The organism is Candidatus Nitrosopumilus sp. bin_6a (assembly GCF_054095695.1).
Map to the genome: position 1 here is coordinate 1 of NZ_JBSWSR010000002.1, position 17,257 is coordinate 17,257.

At 31.5% G+C, this 17,257-nt stretch carries 25 protein-coding genes; 7 read left to right on the forward strand and 18 right to left on the reverse strand.

Annotation, left to right across the window (positions count from 1 at the left end):
• A partial coding sequence (locus ACW9XA_RS02555) for a hypothetical protein (RefSeq protein ID WP_457762864.1) occupies positions 1–691 on the reverse strand: 691 nt, incomplete at its 3' end.
• 145 nt (positions 692–836) lie between these two features.
• On the opposite strand from ACW9XA_RS02555, the gene ACW9XA_RS02560 reads away from it, so the two are divergent.
• Entirely contained in the window at positions 837–1,220 is a 384-nt protein-coding gene (locus ACW9XA_RS02560; protein ID WP_457762865.1) for a hypothetical protein, read from the forward strand.
• On the forward strand, positions 1,217–1,891 hold the full coding sequence (locus tag ACW9XA_RS02565) for a hypothetical protein (RefSeq protein WP_457762866.1): 675 nt from the start codon (positions 1,217–1,219) through the stop codon (positions 1,889–1,891). The genes ACW9XA_RS02560 and ACW9XA_RS02565 overlap by 4 nt, the downstream gene beginning before the upstream one ends.
• Before the next feature lie 13 nt (positions 1,892–1,904).
• Here the strand turns inward: ACW9XA_RS02565 and ACW9XA_RS02570 are convergent, their stop codons facing one another.
• The 10 genes from ACW9XA_RS02570 to ACW9XA_RS02615 form a co-directional block, all read right to left on the reverse strand.
• Positions 1,905–2,570, reverse strand: coding sequence for a hypothetical protein (locus ACW9XA_RS02570; protein WP_457762867.1), 666 nt, complete (start codon positions 2,568–2,570; stop codon positions 1,905–1,907).
• 159 nt (positions 2,571–2,729) lie between these two features.
• Positions 2,730–3,143, reverse strand: a complete 414-nt coding sequence (locus ACW9XA_RS02575) for a hypothetical protein (protein WP_300327045.1) — start codon at positions 3,141–3,143, stop codon at positions 2,730–2,732.
• 50 nt (positions 3,144–3,193) lie between these two features.
• Positions 3,194–3,682, reverse strand: a complete 489-nt coding sequence (locus ACW9XA_RS02580; RefSeq protein WP_457762868.1) for an acyl-CoA thioesterase — start codon at positions 3,680–3,682, stop codon at positions 3,194–3,196.
• Between the two features lie 56 nt (positions 3,683–3,738).
• On the reverse strand, positions 3,739–5,070 hold the full coding sequence (locus ACW9XA_RS02585; RefSeq protein WP_457762869.1) for a UbiD family decarboxylase: 1,332 nt from the start codon (positions 5,068–5,070) through the stop codon (positions 3,739–3,741).
• A complete protein-coding gene (locus tag ACW9XA_RS02590) occupies positions 5,063–5,404 on the reverse strand; it encodes a proteasome assembly chaperone 4 (RefSeq protein WP_457762870.1) in 342 nt (113 codons plus the stop codon). The genes ACW9XA_RS02585 and ACW9XA_RS02590 overlap by 8 nt, the downstream gene beginning before the upstream one ends.
• A gap of 17 nt (positions 5,405–5,421) precedes the next feature.
• On the reverse strand, positions 5,422–5,868 hold the full coding sequence (locus ACW9XA_RS02595; RefSeq protein ID WP_457762871.1) for a hypothetical protein: 447 nt from the start codon (positions 5,866–5,868) through the stop codon (positions 5,422–5,424).
• 350 nt (positions 5,869–6,218) lie between these two features.
• Positions 6,219–6,629: a hypothetical protein gene (locus ACW9XA_RS02600; RefSeq protein WP_300326952.1), complete on the reverse strand. Its 411-nt coding sequence runs from the start codon at positions 6,627–6,629 to the stop codon at positions 6,219–6,221.
• Between the two features lie 273 nt (positions 6,630–6,902).
• On the reverse strand, positions 6,903–7,229 hold the full coding sequence (locus ACW9XA_RS02605; protein ID WP_300326951.1) for a hypothetical protein: 327 nt from the start codon (positions 7,227–7,229) through the stop codon (positions 6,903–6,905).
• Between the two features lie 81 nt (positions 7,230–7,310).
• The gene (locus ACW9XA_RS02610) at positions 7,311–7,652 is read right to left on the reverse strand and encodes a nascent polypeptide-associated complex protein (protein ID WP_016940006.1); all 342 of its coding nucleotides are present in this window, start codon (positions 7,650–7,652) and stop codon (positions 7,311–7,313) included.
• Positions 7,649–8,122, reverse strand: coding sequence for a PUA domain-containing protein (locus ACW9XA_RS02615; protein ID WP_457762872.1), 474 nt, complete (start codon positions 8,120–8,122; stop codon positions 7,649–7,651). The genes ACW9XA_RS02610 and ACW9XA_RS02615 overlap by 4 nt, the downstream gene beginning before the upstream one ends.
• 92 nt (positions 8,123–8,214) lie before the next feature.
• Here ACW9XA_RS02615 and ACW9XA_RS02620 point away from each other — a divergent pair, with 92 nt between their 5' ends.
• The 5 genes from ACW9XA_RS02620 to ACW9XA_RS02640 all read left to right on the forward strand — a co-directional run bounded on the left by ACW9XA_RS02620 (position 8,215) and on the right by ACW9XA_RS02640 (position 12,965).
• Positions 8,215–9,261 carry a PhoU domain-containing protein gene (locus ACW9XA_RS02620; RefSeq protein ID WP_457762873.1) on the forward strand — a complete coding sequence of 349 codons (1,047 nt, stop codon included), beginning with the start codon at positions 8,215–8,217 and terminating at the stop codon, positions 9,259–9,261.
• Positions 9,262–9,317: 56 nt separating this feature from the next.
• Positions 9,318–10,439 carry a GTPase HflX gene (hflX, locus tag ACW9XA_RS02625; protein WP_457762874.1) on the forward strand — a complete coding sequence of 374 codons (1,122 nt, stop codon included), beginning with the start codon at positions 9,318–9,320 and terminating at the stop codon, positions 10,437–10,439.
• Entirely contained in the window at positions 10,429–10,962 is a 534-nt protein-coding gene (locus ACW9XA_RS02630) for a tRNA (cytidine(56)-2'-O)-methyltransferase (RefSeq protein ID WP_457762875.1), read from the forward strand. Before hflX ends, ACW9XA_RS02630 begins: the two co-directional genes overlap by 11 nt.
• Before the next feature lie 26 nt (positions 10,963–10,988).
• Entirely contained in the window at positions 10,989–11,504 is a 516-nt protein-coding gene (locus ACW9XA_RS02635) for a transcription factor (RefSeq protein WP_300326946.1), read from the forward strand.
• A gap of 69 nt (positions 11,505–11,573) precedes the next feature.
• Positions 11,574–12,965, forward strand: a complete 1,392-nt coding sequence (locus tag ACW9XA_RS02640; RefSeq protein ID WP_457762876.1) for an NAD-dependent succinate-semialdehyde dehydrogenase — start codon at positions 11,574–11,576, stop codon at positions 12,963–12,965.
• A 20-nt stretch (positions 12,966–12,985) separates the two neighbouring features.
• On the opposite strand, the gene ACW9XA_RS02645 is transcribed toward ACW9XA_RS02640, so the two are convergent.
• From ACW9XA_RS02645 to ribH, 7 genes are all read right to left on the reverse strand, one after another.
• Positions 12,986–13,279: a hypothetical protein gene (locus ACW9XA_RS02645; RefSeq protein WP_300326944.1), complete on the reverse strand. Its 294-nt coding sequence runs from the start codon at positions 13,277–13,279 to the stop codon at positions 12,986–12,988.
• 2 nt (positions 13,280–13,281) lie between these two features.
• Positions 13,282–13,839, reverse strand: a complete 558-nt coding sequence (locus tag ACW9XA_RS02650) for a hemerythrin domain-containing protein (RefSeq protein WP_457762877.1) — start codon at positions 13,837–13,839, stop codon at positions 13,282–13,284.
• 99 nt (positions 13,840–13,938) lie between these two features.
• Positions 13,939–14,229 (reverse strand): hypothetical protein, encoded by a 291-nt coding sequence (locus ACW9XA_RS02655; RefSeq protein WP_457762878.1) that lies wholly within the window; start codon positions 14,227–14,229, stop codon positions 13,939–13,941.
• Positions 14,230–14,265: 36 nt separating this feature from the next.
• The gene (locus ACW9XA_RS02660) at positions 14,266–14,922 is read right to left on the reverse strand and encodes a 2,5-diamino-6-(ribosylamino)-4(3H)-pyrimidinone 5'-phosphate reductase (RefSeq protein ID WP_457762879.1); all 657 of its coding nucleotides are present in this window, start codon (positions 14,920–14,922) and stop codon (positions 14,266–14,268) included.
• Complete coding sequence (locus ACW9XA_RS02665; RefSeq protein ID WP_457762880.1) at positions 14,909–16,096, reverse strand: amidohydrolase family protein; 1,188 nt, start codon at positions 16,094–16,096, stop codon at positions 14,909–14,911. Before ACW9XA_RS02665 ends, ACW9XA_RS02660 begins: the two co-directional genes overlap by 14 nt.
• On the reverse strand, positions 16,090–16,842 hold the full coding sequence (locus ACW9XA_RS02670; protein ID WP_457762881.1) for a GTP cyclohydrolase IIa: 753 nt from the start codon (positions 16,840–16,842) through the stop codon (positions 16,090–16,092). The genes ACW9XA_RS02665 and ACW9XA_RS02670 overlap by 7 nt, the downstream gene beginning before the upstream one ends.
• Entirely contained in the window at positions 16,839–17,255 is a 417-nt protein-coding gene (gene ribH, locus ACW9XA_RS02675) for a 6,7-dimethyl-8-ribityllumazine synthase (RefSeq protein WP_457762882.1), read from the reverse strand. Before ribH ends, ACW9XA_RS02670 begins: the two co-directional genes overlap by 4 nt.
• Between the last annotated feature and the right edge of the window lie 2 nt (positions 17,256–17,257).

A 17,257-nucleotide genomic window follows, 5' to 3' on the forward strand; every position in this document is an offset into this window, starting at 1 on the left:
ATTGTTCAGGAGTAGCTTCTTCATGATTAGAACTAGGGAAATTTTGATGTGATAGAATATTTTCTAAATCATCTATCTGTTGTTGTAAATCATTTACCTGTGATAATTGTTCAGGAGTAGCTTCTTCATGATTAGAACTAGGGAAATTTTGATGTGATAGAATATTTTCTAAATCATCTATCTGTTGTTGTAAATCATTTACCTGTGATAATTGTTCAGGAGTAGCTTCTTCTTCCTCTGGTTCTATTACTGGTTCGGGTGCAAGATCTAACTCTTGAGGAAGTTCTTCTGCGGACTCTTTTGGTAATGAACCTCTAGGACTAGAAGGTGGTTCTATTACTGGTTCGGGTTTTGATTCTAATTCTTGTATTTGTAAAGATTTCACAAATGAGGACTCGGGTAAATCGCCAAGATAGTCTAAAGTTGCCTTGTTTTTATCAATACGAAGATAAGGACTTCCATCAATGGAGAAAGTGTGAATTTTATGGCCTTTTTTCCAAGAATTATTTCCACTGTAAATGGTAACATAGAATTTTCCATTCTTAATATCAGAGGCAATTGTTAATCGATCTACAGGTTGACCTTTTGTAATACCTTGATCGGTATCCTGATGTCTAGTTGCAATTGAGATTAAATGTTCAGAATCATAACTAACTTCAGAAATTAAAAAATCAGCCCATTTCTTTATCATAAAAAATAATGATTAATTTCTAGTAATTAAGCGATGATTTTTTGATAATACAAATCAAAAAATCAATTTATTACAAATATTCAAGATTATAGTCATTACAGGCTCAAAAAATAGGATTATTACTGTGAATTTTCAATAAGAATTGATGGAAATTTCAATTGAACCATGGAAAAAACTGATAATTCATGAAGTAATTGAATATAGATTTGAGGACTGGGTCAAACAAATAGCATTTAGTACACGATCGTCAGGGGGAGGAATACCCACCATGCAATGGACAAATGGAATTGTTTTTTCTCCAGCAAATTTCCCTACAACCAATTCAACGGTAGATGAACAATTGAAAGGAACTCTTCATTGGTCTTCAGTATCATTTGCAATTAAAGAAAAATTTGAAAATCAGATTGTGAAAGAAAACGCTACAATAAATTTGGTGGATGTTAGCGTAAATGAGATTTTTAAAGAATTGGCTACTAGCTTAAAAACACAATCAAAATATGCTACAATCAATCATGATAAATCCCAATGAATGCTGAAGAAGCTATAATAAAATGCGAGATTGCTTTAAAACAAATCAAACAATATGATCCTGAGCCATATTATGTAAGTTATTTTTTTGATCAATACATTACATCATTAGATAATATAATTGGAGGAATTTTTGAGGAAGTAGACAGAGATTTTGGATTATTTGTAGAGCAGATTTCTGAAGAGAAAATTTATGAAAAGGCAAAAATGAAAAATGATGAAAACGCTATAAAATTTTTAGAATGGTATTCAGAAAAATATACTGAGGAACACAAAAATCCATATCCAGATTTTATTAACAAAATACGTTCTTTCAGAAATAAATTTGAAAAACTACCTGAAATCAAGATAATGATCAGAGCATCAGATAGATACAAAGATGATATTAATCAAGAAATCAAGATAAATTTGAATAATCAAAAATTAAGATCCCGAGCTGAATTGAATGTAGAAATCAGAAGACAGTTACCAATTTTTTTGGAAGTAATTAATCATAAAAGACATGAACAAAATGAGCCTAAAGTGGAAGAAAAACAGGTTGTGGCGTCAGCATTCACAAGTATTGAAAATTATCAAGATATCGAAGTCGCATATTCTGCAGAGATTTACATTCCAGTCATGAAAAGATTAGTTGAAGAATCAAGAAAGAAGATTCAGGAATTGATCAGATAGAAAAATTCAAAAATTAATCAGATAATCCAAAAATAGAATGTTCATTTTTGATTTTGATGATTGGTAAATATGAAAAGCCATGAACAAAATCATTAGAGAATTCAGGATCTTGTCCTTGAAATCCTTGATATTTAAGAAAATGTTTTGTTGGCTCAGATTCCAATTCTACATAATTGAAATTATAATACACTTCATCCATTTCTAAAGATGTAATGTAGCCAATTACCCAGGACTTTTTGTATGGTAATGTATAAAGTGTGAGTTTTTGTTCATCAGGGAATTCTGGATCATATGTTAGCCGTGCTAAGCTACCCAAATCCTTTACTTGGATTGGATGAAATTGATCAGAGATGTTTTTTGATTTTTTTGGCAATGAAGAAATTTTAGATTTCATATGAATGATAGGTGCATAATTTGAAGTAGTTTTTGTTGATTCAACAATGTCACAAATTTCCTTTCCTGCAATGACATGATATGAAACATATCTACCAGTTTTTGGCATCGGAACATAAAAAATCAACAAAGTATTTGCTAATGCAAGAGTACTTGAAAGAATCCTAGATCCATCAAATTCTTGAGAATATACTCTTTTAGGATATTCGTGAGATGCACAAGAATATCTTGCTAAATCATCAAAACAAGATAATTCAATAAAGCATTCATTTTGTGTAACAGACACAAAATAATTATGGATTGATCATATTTTTATTCTTTCTATGTTTTGTTGATTTGTTTCTTCATCGTTTCTATCAAAAAATTCTATTAGAAAGTGAAAGATGTAGTTTTCCAAAAACAATCATGAAGTAAAAAAGAGAAATTTGTCTCTCAATTTATTAATTTATTTGGATTTTGGCCACATTGAAGTCCAAGTTTCAGCAAACTTTTTCATCATTTCACCATAAGCATTCATCTGTTCTAATCCAGATGAACTAAGTGCTTTTTGCCAATTTTCTGTAAATTGTTTGAAAGAAGCTGTATTACTATCGTTGAGAGCTTTCTGCCAATTCTCACCAAACTCTTTGAATGAATTCATTCCTGCCTCATTGAGAGCTTTCTGCCAATTCTCACCAAATAATTTCATGGTGTCAGTACTAGATTCAACAGTTGCTTTATCCCAAACATCATTGAATTTTGATTGCATTTCATTACTTGCTTTTTGAATTTGCTCAAAAAGAGATTTCCAATTTTCAAGAGATTTGGTGTATTCGGCCCACAAAGAATCCCATTCATTATTTTTTCCTTGTTCGGACATTAACTAAAGATAGTTGTCACTATTCTTAAATGGATCTATTAAAGCACACATTATTTTTGTCGATTCTTTAATCTGTTATCCATTCTGATTTTGCCTTCTTCAAATTTTGTTCTATCATCATCTGTTTTAAGAGATAATTTAGGAACAGATCTTGGTTTTCCATTTTTATCAAGTGCTACAAATGTAACAAATGCAGTTCCAGTAACAGTCCTAATTCCCGTGACGATATCTTCAGCTTCGGCTTTAACTTCAATTTCCATTGATGATTTATGAACATAATTTATTCTGGCATTTAATGTGAGAACATTTCCAACAAAGACAGGTTTCAAAAAATTAACACTGTCCATTGATACAGTAACTGCATTTGACTGAGCATGTCGCTGAGCAACAATTCCTGCTACCATGTCAATATGCTTTAAAATTTCACCACCAAATACATTTCCTGCCGGATTAGCATCGGATGGAAACATTCTGACAATCACTTCTGCATGTGATTCGGAAGGACTCTTTTCTGCAATATTGGGATTTTCTGAGGACATTTTATCTAATAATTATTCCTAAATTTATCCAATTTAATTTAATCAGTCAATTATGCTCATTTGAAATATTTTTCTAGTTTAATTTTCTCAATTTTGGGGATTTTTGCTAATTCGAATCCTTCAGGACGTTTAGAAAGAGGTCTAGTTGCATCAATGCCCATTTTTGCAGTTTGTAATTTTTGTTGATTACTAGAAGGATCAAGACTAGAACCACGTACATTTTTGAGGATTACCAGATCTTTATCTGCCTGAAATCTTGTAGCCATGGCATATTCTACTGATTCTGCACTATTAGGATCAATATCTTCATCAACTACAGTAACTTGTTTCAGTGAACGATGAGATTCGAATGTTTTTTTAATAATCTTTTTTGGGTCAGAATCATTTTTCTTTTTAATTTGGACTACAGCATGCAACCAATTACATCCACCATTAGTCATTGAAACTTGTTTAGTTTGAGAAAAAGATTTTTTCAATTCTCCATTAAGTTTTGATTCAATTGGCATTCCCATTAACAATCTATGTTCTGAATATCCAGAAAGAACATCATGGAAAATAGGATTATTTCTAAAATATAGATTTTCAAGTTCGAAAATTGGTTGGGTTCTTTTATGGTCATATGTCTGAAGCATTTCAACCATCCATTCAGGATGGGTTTTATCACGAAGAATTTTTCCTTCCATTACAATTTCAGCACCAGAAGGTACATTCAATCCTGACACAGGAAGTTGTGTTAAAGTTAATTTTCCATTCAAAAGAGAATTTGCAATGTCAATTTCATCTTTACCCCAATCAGCTTGGTACGCACCAGCGATTGAAATTGCAGGATGTACTCCTACTGTAATAGCAATTTTAAGATCTTCACCATGATCTTTTGCATCAATAAAACATCTGTGTAAATGACGACCTTCAACCATCCTTATAGAAAGATGGTTTTTATCAATTGGCATCATCCTATGAAATGATGAATTTTGTTTTCCAGTTTCAGGGTTTTTGGCATATGCAATAGATGATGTAATGAATGGACCAGATTCTTTTTCAAAATGAGTCACTATAGGCATGGAAAAGAGGTTTTTTTGCTTATTTTCCATGAATTTTCCCGAAGGAATAATTTTAGGTTTTTTTGCTTTTTTTATTGCTGAAATTACTTTTTCATGAATATTAGATTCAGTTCCACCAACTGCTATACCAAATCGTTTTCTAGTACCAACTAAGTTAGCAATTAATCTAAAATCACTTTCTTTGATTTTTTCAAACAAGACAGCATGAGAACCGTCAACCTTGGCTGTAACTCCAGCAATTTCAAATTTTGTTGAAACCGTATTTTTTACTGTTTTTAATTCATTTATTTTTTTGATCTGTGAAATGTAACTTCTTAAATCACTCATTCTCAATCATCTCCATAATCTCAGACATTAAGGCTTTTGCAGTATTTGATTCTAAAGGTTTTTGAATAAAAGTAGAAACTAAAGCAATTCCTTTCATTCTAGTACTAATACGTTCAGAAATAAGTTTTAGAAAAAGAGTTTCTGTTCTTGATGGAATTATTGTAGTTGTAATAGGAGTTGGTCCTGTTGATAATGATATTACCATTGAACCTAATTTGTTAGATCCTTCTGTTACTGAAATAAAATAACCATTTTCAAATTTTTGAATTTGTAAAGAAAAATTACGACTCTCCAAATTTACCATTTTGTGGAAAAATCCATTTGGAGAGGTCAACAAGCTATGAACAAATCTTATGCTTTTATTGCTATTGATTCACTTTTCTGAGAAGATATAACTTCGGTGTTCTTCTTGCAATTCTTCTCATGTTTATCTGGATAAACAAAGAGTTTCTCACAATATTTACATGGAGTTTTTTCTTTGGTTTTAGATTTAGTTGCTTTAGTTTTAGCAGTTTTAGCTTTAGATTTTGCCTTCACAGTAACTTCTTGAACTTCTGATTCAATTTCAGTAGCTGCTGCAGCTTCCATAGAATCAGCCTCAACTCTAGCACGTAATTTTGCTTTGTATTTCAAATTACGTGGCTTTGTTCTTAATCTATATCCACAACATGGACACCATAGTCCTTCCCATTTGATGAATATTTCACAAATCTGGCATCGACGTTGTCCAGAAGCATATCTTCCAGTGCCAACAGGCTTTTGAGCCTTATATCTAACACAAATTCCTTTACAAGTCATCTTGGTAATAAGATATAGAATTCATAACTATATAAGCATGGATCGATGTAATTTATAAGAAATTGTAATAAAACTTGAAAATATTTCATGTTTTGTATCGATCAAAAATATTATTTTCAAATAAAACTCGAAAAGTTCAATAAATATGTATAGCTGATTTTAAAACCATGTTTTTTGAAAAATTAACATGTAATAATATACGTGTTTGACAAATTATTTCATTTTTTTTCAAAATAATTATAAAACTTATGATATTCTCATACTTTCATCATATAATAGATTCAAAGTAAATCAAAGAATTTAAAATCATTATAATTTTGGAGTATTTTTAATTAAAAAAATTACATTTTCTACCCAGTAATTGAAAGAGGAAGAATAGAATGTCTATACCCATCTCTTTGAGAAATATATTTTGCAGAAAGCATATCTCGTTTTCCCCTTTGATTAAAATTTTTGATTTTCAAACTAGTTTTACTCTCATCTACAAATTCCAATTCAAATGATGAACAGAATTTAAGATTCAACATTGAAACAATTTGTTTTGCTATCTTCATATTACCATCTCCAATTTTTAGAATTTTTCTTTTTGCTCTAAGACCACCTAAAATCCCTATAAGATGAAAAACCAATTCTTCAATAGAAGTATGAACTGATCTTTCAATTTCTACTCCATAATAAAAAATTGATAATCCCATCCTTTGTCCAGGATCTATTCCTAAAATTAAATTCTCTTCTTCAAAATCAAGATTAAGTTTTTGCATCATCATTCCTCTAATTACAGTAGGATGATGTTCAAGGACATCCTCGTGAAATAAAATTTTTTTACAGTTTTCAGGAGATTCTTCCCTAGTAGTGAATACAAAATGTCCCGAAAAATTATGAATTTCTTCAGGAAGAATAGAATCAAAGGATAGATTGAGAGTTTTTAGAGAAGTTGAAAATCTATAGTATGGTTTACCATAAGTTGTAGCAAGTCCAATACGAGAATTCAGTAGGGGATCTATAATTTTTGAAATGAGGTATGAAATTTAGGTTTATGCTTTCAAAACAGTTGACACTACATGTTTGACTGCTTCATCAAAATTAGTATTGATATTTGACTGAATTTGAGATAATTTTGCATCACCTTCTTGAGCAATTTTTGCAGATTCAGCAGTTGCCTTTTCTTTTGATGCGTTAATGATAGTTTCAGCCTCTTTAGTTGCCATTTCTCTAGTTTTTGCTAACAAATTATCAATTTCAGATAGACTTTTCATGGCAAGTTGTTTTTTCATATCCCCAACTTTGCTGGTTAAGGAATCTAAATCATCTTCCAAGGCATTTAGAGATTTGATAATTCCAGTTACCTTGGATTCAGCCATACTGCTCATTATACTACAAATCTAGTAATTCCATTACTTAAATCATTCATTTTTAGGCACAAAATAAGAAAATTTTGAGGATTATCCAGTAGTCAAGAGTAAGATTGCTCTTGCAAGATCGCCTTCTGCCTCCTCTAAAGCACTTTTTGCCTTTTCCTCATCAACACCAGCCTGCTGACTAACAAGTTGAATGTCCTCTTCAGAGAAAATTGGAACCTCTAGTTCTCTTTCTTCATAACTATCTGCAGTGACAGTAAAAATAGAATTGTCTTTTGCCTTCATTTCAGTTACGGATGGTTTTGAAATGATTATTTCTTTTTTATCAGTTTTAATTATTACCTCTTGGACATTAGATAGTTCATTCATGTCTAGACCCATCTTGTCCATCATTCTTCGCATTTCGCGATTTCCTCCACGCATCATGATCTTATTTCCTCATTACGACTTTTTAAACTATCTCTGACTTTTATGGCTACTCCCCTATCAAAATCAGAAATCATATCAGAAGACAATATGGCCCTTCCAACAGCAATTACTTGATTTTTGAACAAGACAGGAGTATCTGCAGAGATACGAACGTTTTTTCCACATGACACTACATGCTTGCAAAATACGGATCTTCCTTGTTCCACATAAGGTGCGGCATCAGCATTTATCTCGACACAGTTTTCTTTGAATTTTTTATTTTTTAGTAGCATCTGAGCAAAATAAGTACTGATAGCTAAACTTCCATCAATTCTCAAAGTACAAAGTAATTTTCCTTTGTAAGATACTGTTCTGATTCTACCTGTTTTTCGTGAAAAGGTCATTTCAATATTTTTAGGTAATGACTTTGATGTGCCATTTCCAAATAATGCATCAAGGGAATACTGTAACTTCAGAACATGGTCCATTAGTATTAGAAGAATTTTTTCTAAATATTAGTTCAATGCTAGTCTATATTATATAGCCTAAACTATATAGAATGGAATTTTCCATTTAGATTATGGAAGAAGGGGGAGAAACAAGAAAAATTCAGTTTACTGGCAAGTCATCATACATAGTTTCATTACCAAAGCAATGGATTATGGAATTAGGTCTGAAACAAGGAGATCAAATAAGAATGGTCCGAAAAGGTTCATCGACATTAGAGCTTTACCCACCAAAATTTGAATCGAGAACTCAGAAAAAAGAAGATGCAGTTATTGAAATAGATGGAGAAGAAGAAGCATCTTCAATTGTTAGAAAATTAATTTCATTATACTTTTTAGGATTCAAGACAATCAATGTAAAACCAAAAAACGGTAGATTAAGTGCCCATCAGAGAAATACAGTAAAAGAAGCTGTAAAACGAATGTTGATGGGTTCTGAGATAATTGCTGATTCCAGTGGCGGAATAACAGTGCAGGTTCTTGTTAATTTGTTAGAATTATCAGTTGATGGTGCTTTCAAACGAATGATTCATTTAGCAAAATCAATGTCAAGTGATGCAATTTTAGCTGTAAAAGAAAATAATTTAGAATTGGCCCAAGAAGTCATAAACACAGATGATGAAGTCGACAGATTTGGATTTTATATTATCAGACAATTAAAAATTGCAATTCAAAATGAACACATGTTAAAAGAGATGGGATTTAGAAATGCTAGAAATTGTTTAGGATACAGATTGGTTGTAAAAAATATAGAAAGAACAGGAGATCATGCGGCTTTTATTGCAAAAGATCTTATCGAATTTAAAAAACCTGTAAAAAAGGAGATTTTGCAAAAAATACAAGAAATGAATGAGTTTTGTTTATCTGTTTTAGATGATGCATGTCTTGCATTATTCAAAGAAGATTATAATCAAGCCGAAGAGACAATTTCAAAAACTAAGGAAATAGCAAAATTTGAGAAAAAAGTAAGAGATGCTTCAAAATCATTAAAAGATGATGAGGAGATTTACAGAGTAAGAAGAATGACTGAAAATATTCGAAGAATTTCTGAATATGCTAGTGATATTGCAGAAATAGTCTTGAATATGAATATAGAAAAAGCACTAAAAAAATCAGGTTAATTTCCAAAACATGTCCAATACAATTATCTTAGATTCGATCAAAAAGATGAATTAGAATGAATTCTGCGATTTTAATCACTTATGATCAGGAGGACTCGATTAACGAGGCAAAAGGATTGTGTGATGCAGCAGGGTATGAAGTAGTGCATGTTATCAGACAAAATTATCTTCAGAAACCAAAGTATGGCATCAGCGGAGGAGTAGTGGAACAATTAGAAGAAATATCTGAAAAATTAAGACCAGATGTAATCATATTTGATGAGATTTTAAAACCAAGTCAAAACTATAATCTTGCCACAGTATTACACAGAGAAGTATTAGATAGAGAAGCATTAATTCTTGAAATTTTTGAGAGTAGAGCTTCAAGTGCAGAATCAAAATTACAAGTGAAATTAGCACAATTAAGATATGAAATGGCAAGAGCTAAAGAAAAAGTCAGACTTGCAAATATGGGAGAACAGCCTGGATTTATGGGGATAGGAAAATTCGAAGTTGATGTGTACTATAACGACATTAAACATAGAATGCAGACAATTAGATCAAAGCTTGAAAAAGCTGGAAAACAACGAGAGCTTCACAGACAAGGGCGAAAAAGAATGGGATTCAAGACAATTTCACTTGCAGGATATACATCTGCAGGAAAAACAACATTGTTTAACAAAACTACTGGTGAAACAAGAAGTCAGAGTAAAGAACTGTTCACGACTCTCACTACAACTACACGAAGAGTCATGATAGATCAAGAGGCATTTCTAATTGCAGATACAGTTGGTTTTATCAGTAAATTACCAGCATACATGATTGATGCATTCAAATCAACACTAGAAGAATTGATACATACAGATGTAATCATTTTAGTAATTGACATTAATGATTCAATTTCTGAATTGAAAAAGAAGTTTTCTAGCTGTATGAGAACTTTGAGCGAGTTGGGAGTAGAACAAGACAAGGTAGTTTACGCTCTAAACAAATCAGATTTATTAGAAAATGATGAAATTGAACGAAAGATTGAATTTCTTAATTTAAAAGAAAATAAAAAAGTGATTTCAGTTTCTGCAAAAACTGGAAAAAATATTCCACAATTAAAAGAATTAATCAAAGAAATCGTACAAAGTCAGAATTATCATAAACCAAAAAACAATGCATGGGAAGGAGCAGAGAAAACATTTGGTAATTGAAGTAGTTAGAATTGGACAACGATTAGTAAGAGATGACAGAGTGACAACTCATGTTGCACTTGTTTCCAGAGGATTTGGTGCAGAGAAAATCTACATGACTGAAATCAATCCAGAAATAAAAGATACCATTGAAAAAATTAACAATACCTGGGGAGGTAATTTCAAGATTGAATTTATTGAAAAATGGAAAAATATTGTAAAAAAGAAAAAAGAAGAAGGATTCAAAATTGTTCATCTTTCAATGTATGGTGAAAGTATCAATAAGGCTCAAGAAGAAATTCGAGCTGAAAAAGATTTGTTAGTTGTTGTAGGGGCTGAAAAAGTTCCAAGAGAGATTTATGAATTGGCAGATTATAATGTTGGAGTTGGCAGTCAACCTCATTCAGAGATTAGTGCTTTAGCAATTCTCTTAGATCGTATCCAAAACGGTATACAATTTGAAAAAGAGTTTCCGAATGCAAAAAGAAAGATCATACCCACCAAAAAAGGCAAAAACGTGCAGGTAAAAGAAACAAGGGATTAATAGTAGAAAATCAGGAGTCATTAGAGTTGGTAGACAAATACGAAGATCCTTTTGTTAGAATTGCTTCAATGATTGGGGGGGATGAATACCTCAAAGTAGCAAGATCTCTTCTAAAAGCTGAAGATGCTACTGATGAAGAAATTGCTAGCTCTACAGGTCTTAGAATCAACATGGTAAGAAAAGTATTGTATGATTTATTTGGAAAATCTCTCATTACAGGAATTAGAGTTAAAGACGAACGAAAAGGATGGTTTGTCTACAGATGGAGAACTAGAAGAGAAGAGGTTGAACATTTTATTGAGAATCAAAAGAAGAAAATTGATGAAAGATTACAACAAAGATTAGATTATGAAAATGCCTCAGATTTCTATCATTGCGGTAATGAAGATTGTCCTAGAGTAACATTTGAAAGTGCTCTTGATGGGATGTTTAAATGTCCATCATGTCAAAATGTTTTGAATCTAAAAAAGAACGATAAATCTAAAAAAGCATATCAAAAGAAAATTGATGAGATCAAAAAAGACATGCAACAAACGTTTTGATATTTTATCAGATAAAAAATTAGAAAAACAGGTCACTAAAATAAATAGGAGGAAAACTCGGAAAAATCCTTGAGCCAGATATCCACAGTAAATCCATCCACCGGAGAGAAAATTACAACATTTTCAGCAATGGACAAAAGTCAAGTGTTTGATTTAGTAGGAAAAGCAAAAAGAGCATATCCAGAATGGAAAAAAGATTATGAGAAACGAAGAAGTTACATTTACAATTTAGTAGAACATCTAAAGAAGAACAAAACAGAACTTGCAACAGTAGCTACATCAGAAATGGGGAAACCACTCAAAGAATCAATAGGAGAGGTTGAAAAATGTGCATGGGCTTTAGAATTTTATGCAGATCACGGAGATAGTTTTCTTTCGGACGAAGTATTAAACACAGATGCAAGAAAAAGTTTTCTAACTTTTGAGCCACTTGGAGTAATAGGTTCAATTATGCCATGGAATTTTCCTTATTGGCAAGCATTAAGATTTGCAGCTCCTTGTTTGATGGCAGGAAATGTGATTGTCATGAAACCATCTAGAGTGACAATGCAATCAGGTATTGAAATTGAAAAAGCATTTTCTGAATCGGGTATGCCTGACGGAATTTTTCAAACGGTTGTCGGAAGTGTCGAATCTGCAAATCATCTTATAGATTCAGATGTCAATGCTGTAACTTTTACTGGTAGTACCAATGCAGGGGCAAAAGTTGGTGAAAGAGCTGCAAAGAATTTGAAAAAGTGTGTATTAGAATTAGGTGGAAGTGATCCTTTCATAGTATTAGATGATGCAATTATTGAAAAAGCAGCAGAGGGAGCGGTAAAAGGCAGATTCATCAATTGTGGTCAAAGTTGTGTTGCATCAAAAAGATTTTTTGTTGGAAAAAATATTGCAGAAGAATTCACTGAATTATTTATTAAAAAAGCATCTCAACTCAAAGTAGGAGATCCTATGTCAATTGAAACTGACATTGGGCCACTTTCAAGTAAAGATGGATTAGAAACAATTTCAGGAATAGTTGAAGATGCGAAAGAAAAAGGTGCAGAAATTCTTTTAGGAGGTTCTGAAATAGAAGGGAAAGGATTCTTTTACAAACCAACAATTCTTAGAAATGTCAAACCAAACATGAGAATAGCACAAGAAGAAACTTTTGGGCCAGTTGCTCCTATTACAATTGTAGAAAATGAAAGTGAGGCAGTCAAACTAGCTAATGAGAGTGAATTTGGTCTAGGCGCAAGTATTTGGACAAAAGATCTTGCTAAAGCAGATAAAATGTCAAGACGAATAGAATCAGGTATTGTAAGTGTGAACAATGTGGTAATTTCAGATCCAAGAATCCCATTTGGGGGAATTAAGCACAGTGGATTTGGAAGAGAATTATCAAGATATGGCATGCTAGAATTTGTAAATTTGAAATCAGTTAGATTTTATGATAATTTAACACACCATCACTACGTAGAATAAATTATTTGAATTAAGAGATATTATTCCTCTGAATCATCAAATTCTTCATCATCTAGATCGTCCTCATCACCACATTCTTCTAGTTGAATATGTGTTGGATTTCCATCATCCCCAAAGAAAATCTCAATGCAAATATCAGTAGCCAGAGTAGGAATTAGAGTTTCTATCAGTTCCTTAGGAAAATTACTTAATCTATTGGGATCAGATGAATATCGATATGTGGTTAAATCATCTTCATGATAAAAATCGATTTCAATATCACCGTTAACGAATTTTCTCACTGAAGTGACTTGACCAAATATGCTATGTGACAAATCTAACTTCCCTGCTCAGAAACATCTTTTGCAAGATTTTCGGCTAATTTTTCATAATGTTCTCTAGTTTTCCCAAGCTCATCAAGTTTAGATTTTTCAATTTCAGATAGTTCTTTATCGACTTTTTCTGAAACATATTGTAATCTTGCTTCAGCCATCATGAACAATTTGTTATTCTCTTTCCACAAATGTTCAGTAATATGTTCAACATATTGTTGCATGTCACTAACCAATTTTGTCGAATCGCCTGATGAAAGATATTCTTTTGCTGATGCTTCCATTTCGGAACCAATTTCTCTTGAACGTTGGTGATCAATTAGCATCATAGCAATAGGCCCCATGTTGGAAGGCAATCCAGCTTTTTCTAAAGCTGGAAATAATGATTTTTCTTCTTTACTGTGATGACAAACGTCTGTAAAATTTTTTGAAAAATCGATTACAGGTAATAGTATGAATTCAGGGATTTGTTTACCATCATTTAACAATTGAATGGTAGATTCCATAGCTTTGATGACCTTTTCTATTAGTTCATGATCGCGTCGTAATGATGCAGTAGACATGTAAGTTTCAGATTAAATCTAATATCTATATCTTATTGATTTCAGAAAAAATAATTAAAAGATAGAAATTTGTTAACGAAATCTCGCTAACATTTGGGTTTAACGATTAGAAAGGCTTTTTGATTTTACAAATGCCCAAATCTTTTTAGTCATTTCACTTGGTGCAATTGGTTTTTTACCAAATACTTGTTCTACAGTTTCAGAACGCCCTGCAAAACTAATTGCATATCCACCAAATGCTGCTTTTTTAGCTTTTGATTTAGTTGCTTTCTTTTTTGGTGCAGCTTTCTTTTTTGGTGCAGCTTTCTTTTTTGGTGCAGCTTTCTTTTTTGGTGCAGCCTTCTTTGTTGTAGCTTTTCTTTTTGTTGTAGTTTTCTTTTTTACTGCCAATTTCTTGTAATTTTATTTCAAATTAACTATAATAACTTACACTTTCAGATAATTCAAAACCAGATGATTTTTGAGCCTCTTAATTGATTTAAGTTGAAGATTAGGCGATTTTGATATTTTGTCAAATCCATCGCCCTGAACAAAAGATATTGCATTTTTTCCACCAATTAGAAAAGGAGAAATTGTAATGATTAATTCATCAAAAATATTTTGTTTGACAAATTCCCAATTTACAGTTCCACCACCTTCAACAAGAATAGTTTTAATATTTTTTTGTGCGAGTTTTTTCAAGAGAGATTTGATATTTACAGACTTTTCTCCAGTGATAATCACTTCAACAGGAAACTCTCTTAATTTTTGAAGATTAGATTTTGTGATTTGTTTTGATGTTGCAATAATTGTAGGAACTTTTTTGGATGTTTGTAATATTTTAGATTTGGATGATATTTCACCTTTAGAATCAAGTATTATTCTAACAGGATTTTTTCCTTTAGTATAACGTACAGTCAGTAAAGGATTATCTTTCATGACAGTATTTTTTCCAATCAAGATTCCATCAACTTTCGTTCTTAATTTATGTAATCTAACAAAATCCTCATTTGATGAAAGATCAGAATGTCCTACATTAGTAGCAATTTTTCCATCAATAGAAATTGCTGCACTGAGTATTACATACGGATTAGATTTTTCCATGTACTATTTTTCCTCCAATCATTACAGCCTTTATTGTAGATTCAGAAGCTCTATGAACAATTGATGCATATGGATTATGCATCGGTTCTAAATCCAATGCATGTTTATCAAGAAAAATACAATCGGCAATTTTTCCAGGAGCAATTACTCCAATATTTTTATTTAATATTTTTCCACCATTTACAGTTGCCATTTTCAGAATTTCTTTTGCATCTATTCTTTTTTTATGCAATCCCATTGTTACTTTCCAAATGAAATCCATTTCTCGAAACATATCAGGAGAATTTATCATTACATTATCTGTGCCTAATCCTATGGTACAACCAGCCTTTTGCATTAATTCAATATCAGGAATTCCTTCAGCAAGAGAGGAATTTGCTCGGGGACAAATTACAATTCCTCTTGTTTTTTTAGAGGCCATCTGAAGATCAGATTTTGAAGCATAAGTCATATGAACCAAAAAATCAGGCTTCATGGCCAATGCTCTGATTGTCTCAGATTTTCCTGTAATTTTTTTTGATTTTGTAGTGCTTTGTTTGGTTTCTGCAGAATGTATTGCACGAATTTTGGGTATTTTTGAATAATAATTCAATACGGATGTGCTATTTTCATTTGCACCGCTAATTCCAATACCGTCACATTTTTTTAACAGTTTAAGAAATTCGCCAGATTTGGTGCTTGGAAAAGAGGAGTTTTTTTGAATTTCTTTATCTCCATGATAAAATTCTAAACGTCCTAAAATTATCGAACGTAAAGGTATGTCATCAAGTACTTTTTTCAATAAAAGAACACCATCCAATCCACCTTCCCTAAAATCAACAAAAGTGGTGATTCCCTTTCTAAGCATAGAATAACATGAATTTTTCATAAAATTTCCGAGGTTTTCATTGGATGTATTTTTGAGGATTTTTGATTTAGCACCAAAAACAGGATGTATTTTTTCATTAACTGTCTTGTTTAAAGAAACATCTTTTCCAATCGAGTCTCCAATATGCGTATGTGCATTAATGAATCCAGGAATCATCAATAACCCTTCACAATCTACAGACTCTTGTGGATTTGGTTTGATCTTTGAATTTATTTTTTTGAATTTATTTTTTTGAATTTCTACATCTGTATTTGAAATAAAATCTAAATTTTGTCCTGATAAGACACTGACATTTTTAATCAACATGATAATTCATAAACTTCAGGTTTTTCTTTGCCCGAATCTCGAATTTCCCTTATAGTATCAAGGGATTTCGTGGCTAATTTTACAGCTTCTCTACTAGTATTTGCATTACCTATACCGCAATTCAAAGAAATTTTATCATTATTTTTTGTTATGTTGATAAAATCTTGTACAGATTTTTTTGCATCATCGTTTGAAACTACCATAAAATTATCACCACCCATAAAAAATGTAAGAGAATTTTTCTCTAAAAAGAATTTAGACATTTTTGAATATAAATCAAATATTATGGATGATATTTCATATGGAGAGGCAGTTTTTCTTCTTGAAGTAAGATCATCTACATCTAAATGCATTATAGAAACTTTAGAATCAGAGTCTCCATTAATAAAACCAAAAATATTATGCTCCTTGTTTAAAATAATTTTATTTTTCTTTCCTTCATACGCTTTCAAATTTGCTTCAAAGGGAGAACTTCCAATGCCAATAGATATTGTTAATCTAATATCAAATAATTTTTCTAATTTTTTTTGAATTTGAATATGATCTTCCAAGTTTAGACCATTTGAAACCACAAAAAATTCATCAGATCTATTAAGAAATACTATACAGTTTTTTTCAGAAAATAATTTTTGTACTTCCTTGTATAGTGAAGCTTGAAGCATTTGGAGTTCATGCTCTCTATCACTACCTAAAGTTAAGGTCCACGGACCATATTCAGAAATTTTTAATATGCTAAGTTGAATCATTTTTGAATCCTTTTCAATTCTTCATAGATTTTTACAACGGCTTCAACAGCACGTTCGGCTACAGGTCTAATCCTAGCATATGCATGTCTTTCTTGCATTCCAGGGCCAGATATTCCCAAAGAAACAGGTTTTTTGTATTTTAATGATAAATCAGTCAAAGATTTTGCTGCTGCATGAGATATCACCTCATCATGTTTTGTTTGTCCTTTGATGATAGCACCTAAAGTAACTACAGCATCAACGTTTTTTTTATTCAATAATGAATCTACAATTATAGGCATATCATAGGCTCCAGGTACCATAGTAATATAGGATATTTTCAATTTCATCAAGTTCGCTTTTTCTTTAGCCACATCAAGCATTCTAGATGTTATTTCTTCATTGAATTCCGAAACAACTATGGCAATATTCAAAA

What these genes read in the sequence shown, in the direction of transcription:
- ACW9XA_RS02560 (WP_457762865.1), top strand. Translation starts at nt 837, where the DNA reads ATGGAAATTTCAATTGAACCATGGAAAAAACTGATAATTCATGAAGTA.
- ACW9XA_RS02565 (WP_457762866.1), top strand. Translation starts at nt 1,217, where the DNA reads ATGAATGCTGAAGAAGCTATAATAAAATGCGAGATTGCTTTAAAACAA.
- ACW9XA_RS02575 (WP_300327045.1), bottom strand. Translation starts at nt 3,143, where the DNA reads ATGTCCGAACAAGGAAAAAATAATGAATGGGATTCTTTGTGGGCCGAA.
- ACW9XA_RS02580 (WP_457762868.1), bottom strand. Translation starts at nt 3,682, where the DNA reads ATGTCCTCAGAAAATCCCAATATTGCAGAAAAGAGTCCTTCCGAATCA.
- ACW9XA_RS02585 (WP_457762869.1), bottom strand. Translation starts at nt 5,070, where the DNA reads ATGAGTGATTTAAGAAGTTACATTTCACAGATCAAAAAAATAAATGAA.
- ACW9XA_RS02595 (WP_457762871.1), bottom strand. Translation starts at nt 5,868, where the DNA reads ATGACTTGTAAAGGAATTTGTGTTAGATATAAGGCTCAAAAGCCTGTT.
- ACW9XA_RS02600 (WP_300326952.1), bottom strand. Translation starts at nt 6,629, where the DNA reads ATGCAAAAACTTAATCTTGATTTTGAAGAAGAGAATTTAATTTTAGGA.
- ACW9XA_RS02605 (WP_300326951.1), bottom strand. Translation starts at nt 7,229, where the DNA reads ATGGCTGAATCCAAGGTAACTGGAATTATCAAATCTCTAAATGCCTTG.
- ACW9XA_RS02610 (WP_016940006.1), bottom strand. Translation starts at nt 7,652, where the DNA reads ATGATGCGTGGAGGAAATCGCGAAATGCGAAGAATGATGGACAAGATG.
- ACW9XA_RS02615 (WP_457762872.1), bottom strand. Translation starts at nt 8,122, where the DNA reads ATGGACCATGTTCTGAAGTTACAGTATTCCCTTGATGCATTATTTGGA.
- ACW9XA_RS02620 (WP_457762873.1), top strand. Translation starts at nt 8,215, where the DNA reads ATGGAAGAAGGGGGAGAAACAAGAAAAATTCAGTTTACTGGCAAGTCA.
- hflX (WP_457762874.1), top strand. Translation starts at nt 9,318, where the DNA reads ATGAATTCTGCGATTTTAATCACTTATGATCAGGAGGACTCGATTAAC.
- ACW9XA_RS02650 (WP_457762877.1), bottom strand. Translation starts at nt 13,839, where the DNA reads ATGTCTACTGCATCATTACGACGCGATCATGAACTAATAGAAAAGGTC.
- ACW9XA_RS02660 (WP_457762879.1), bottom strand. Translation starts at nt 14,922, where the DNA reads ATGGAAAAATCTAATCCGTATGTAATACTCAGTGCAGCAATTTCTATT.
- ACW9XA_RS02665 (WP_457762880.1), bottom strand. Translation starts at nt 16,096, where the DNA reads ATGTTGATTAAAAATGTCAGTGTCTTATCAGGACAAAATTTAGATTTT.
- ACW9XA_RS02670 (WP_457762881.1), bottom strand. Translation starts at nt 16,842, where the DNA reads ATGATTCAACTTAGCATATTAAAAATTTCTGAATATGGTCCGTGGACC.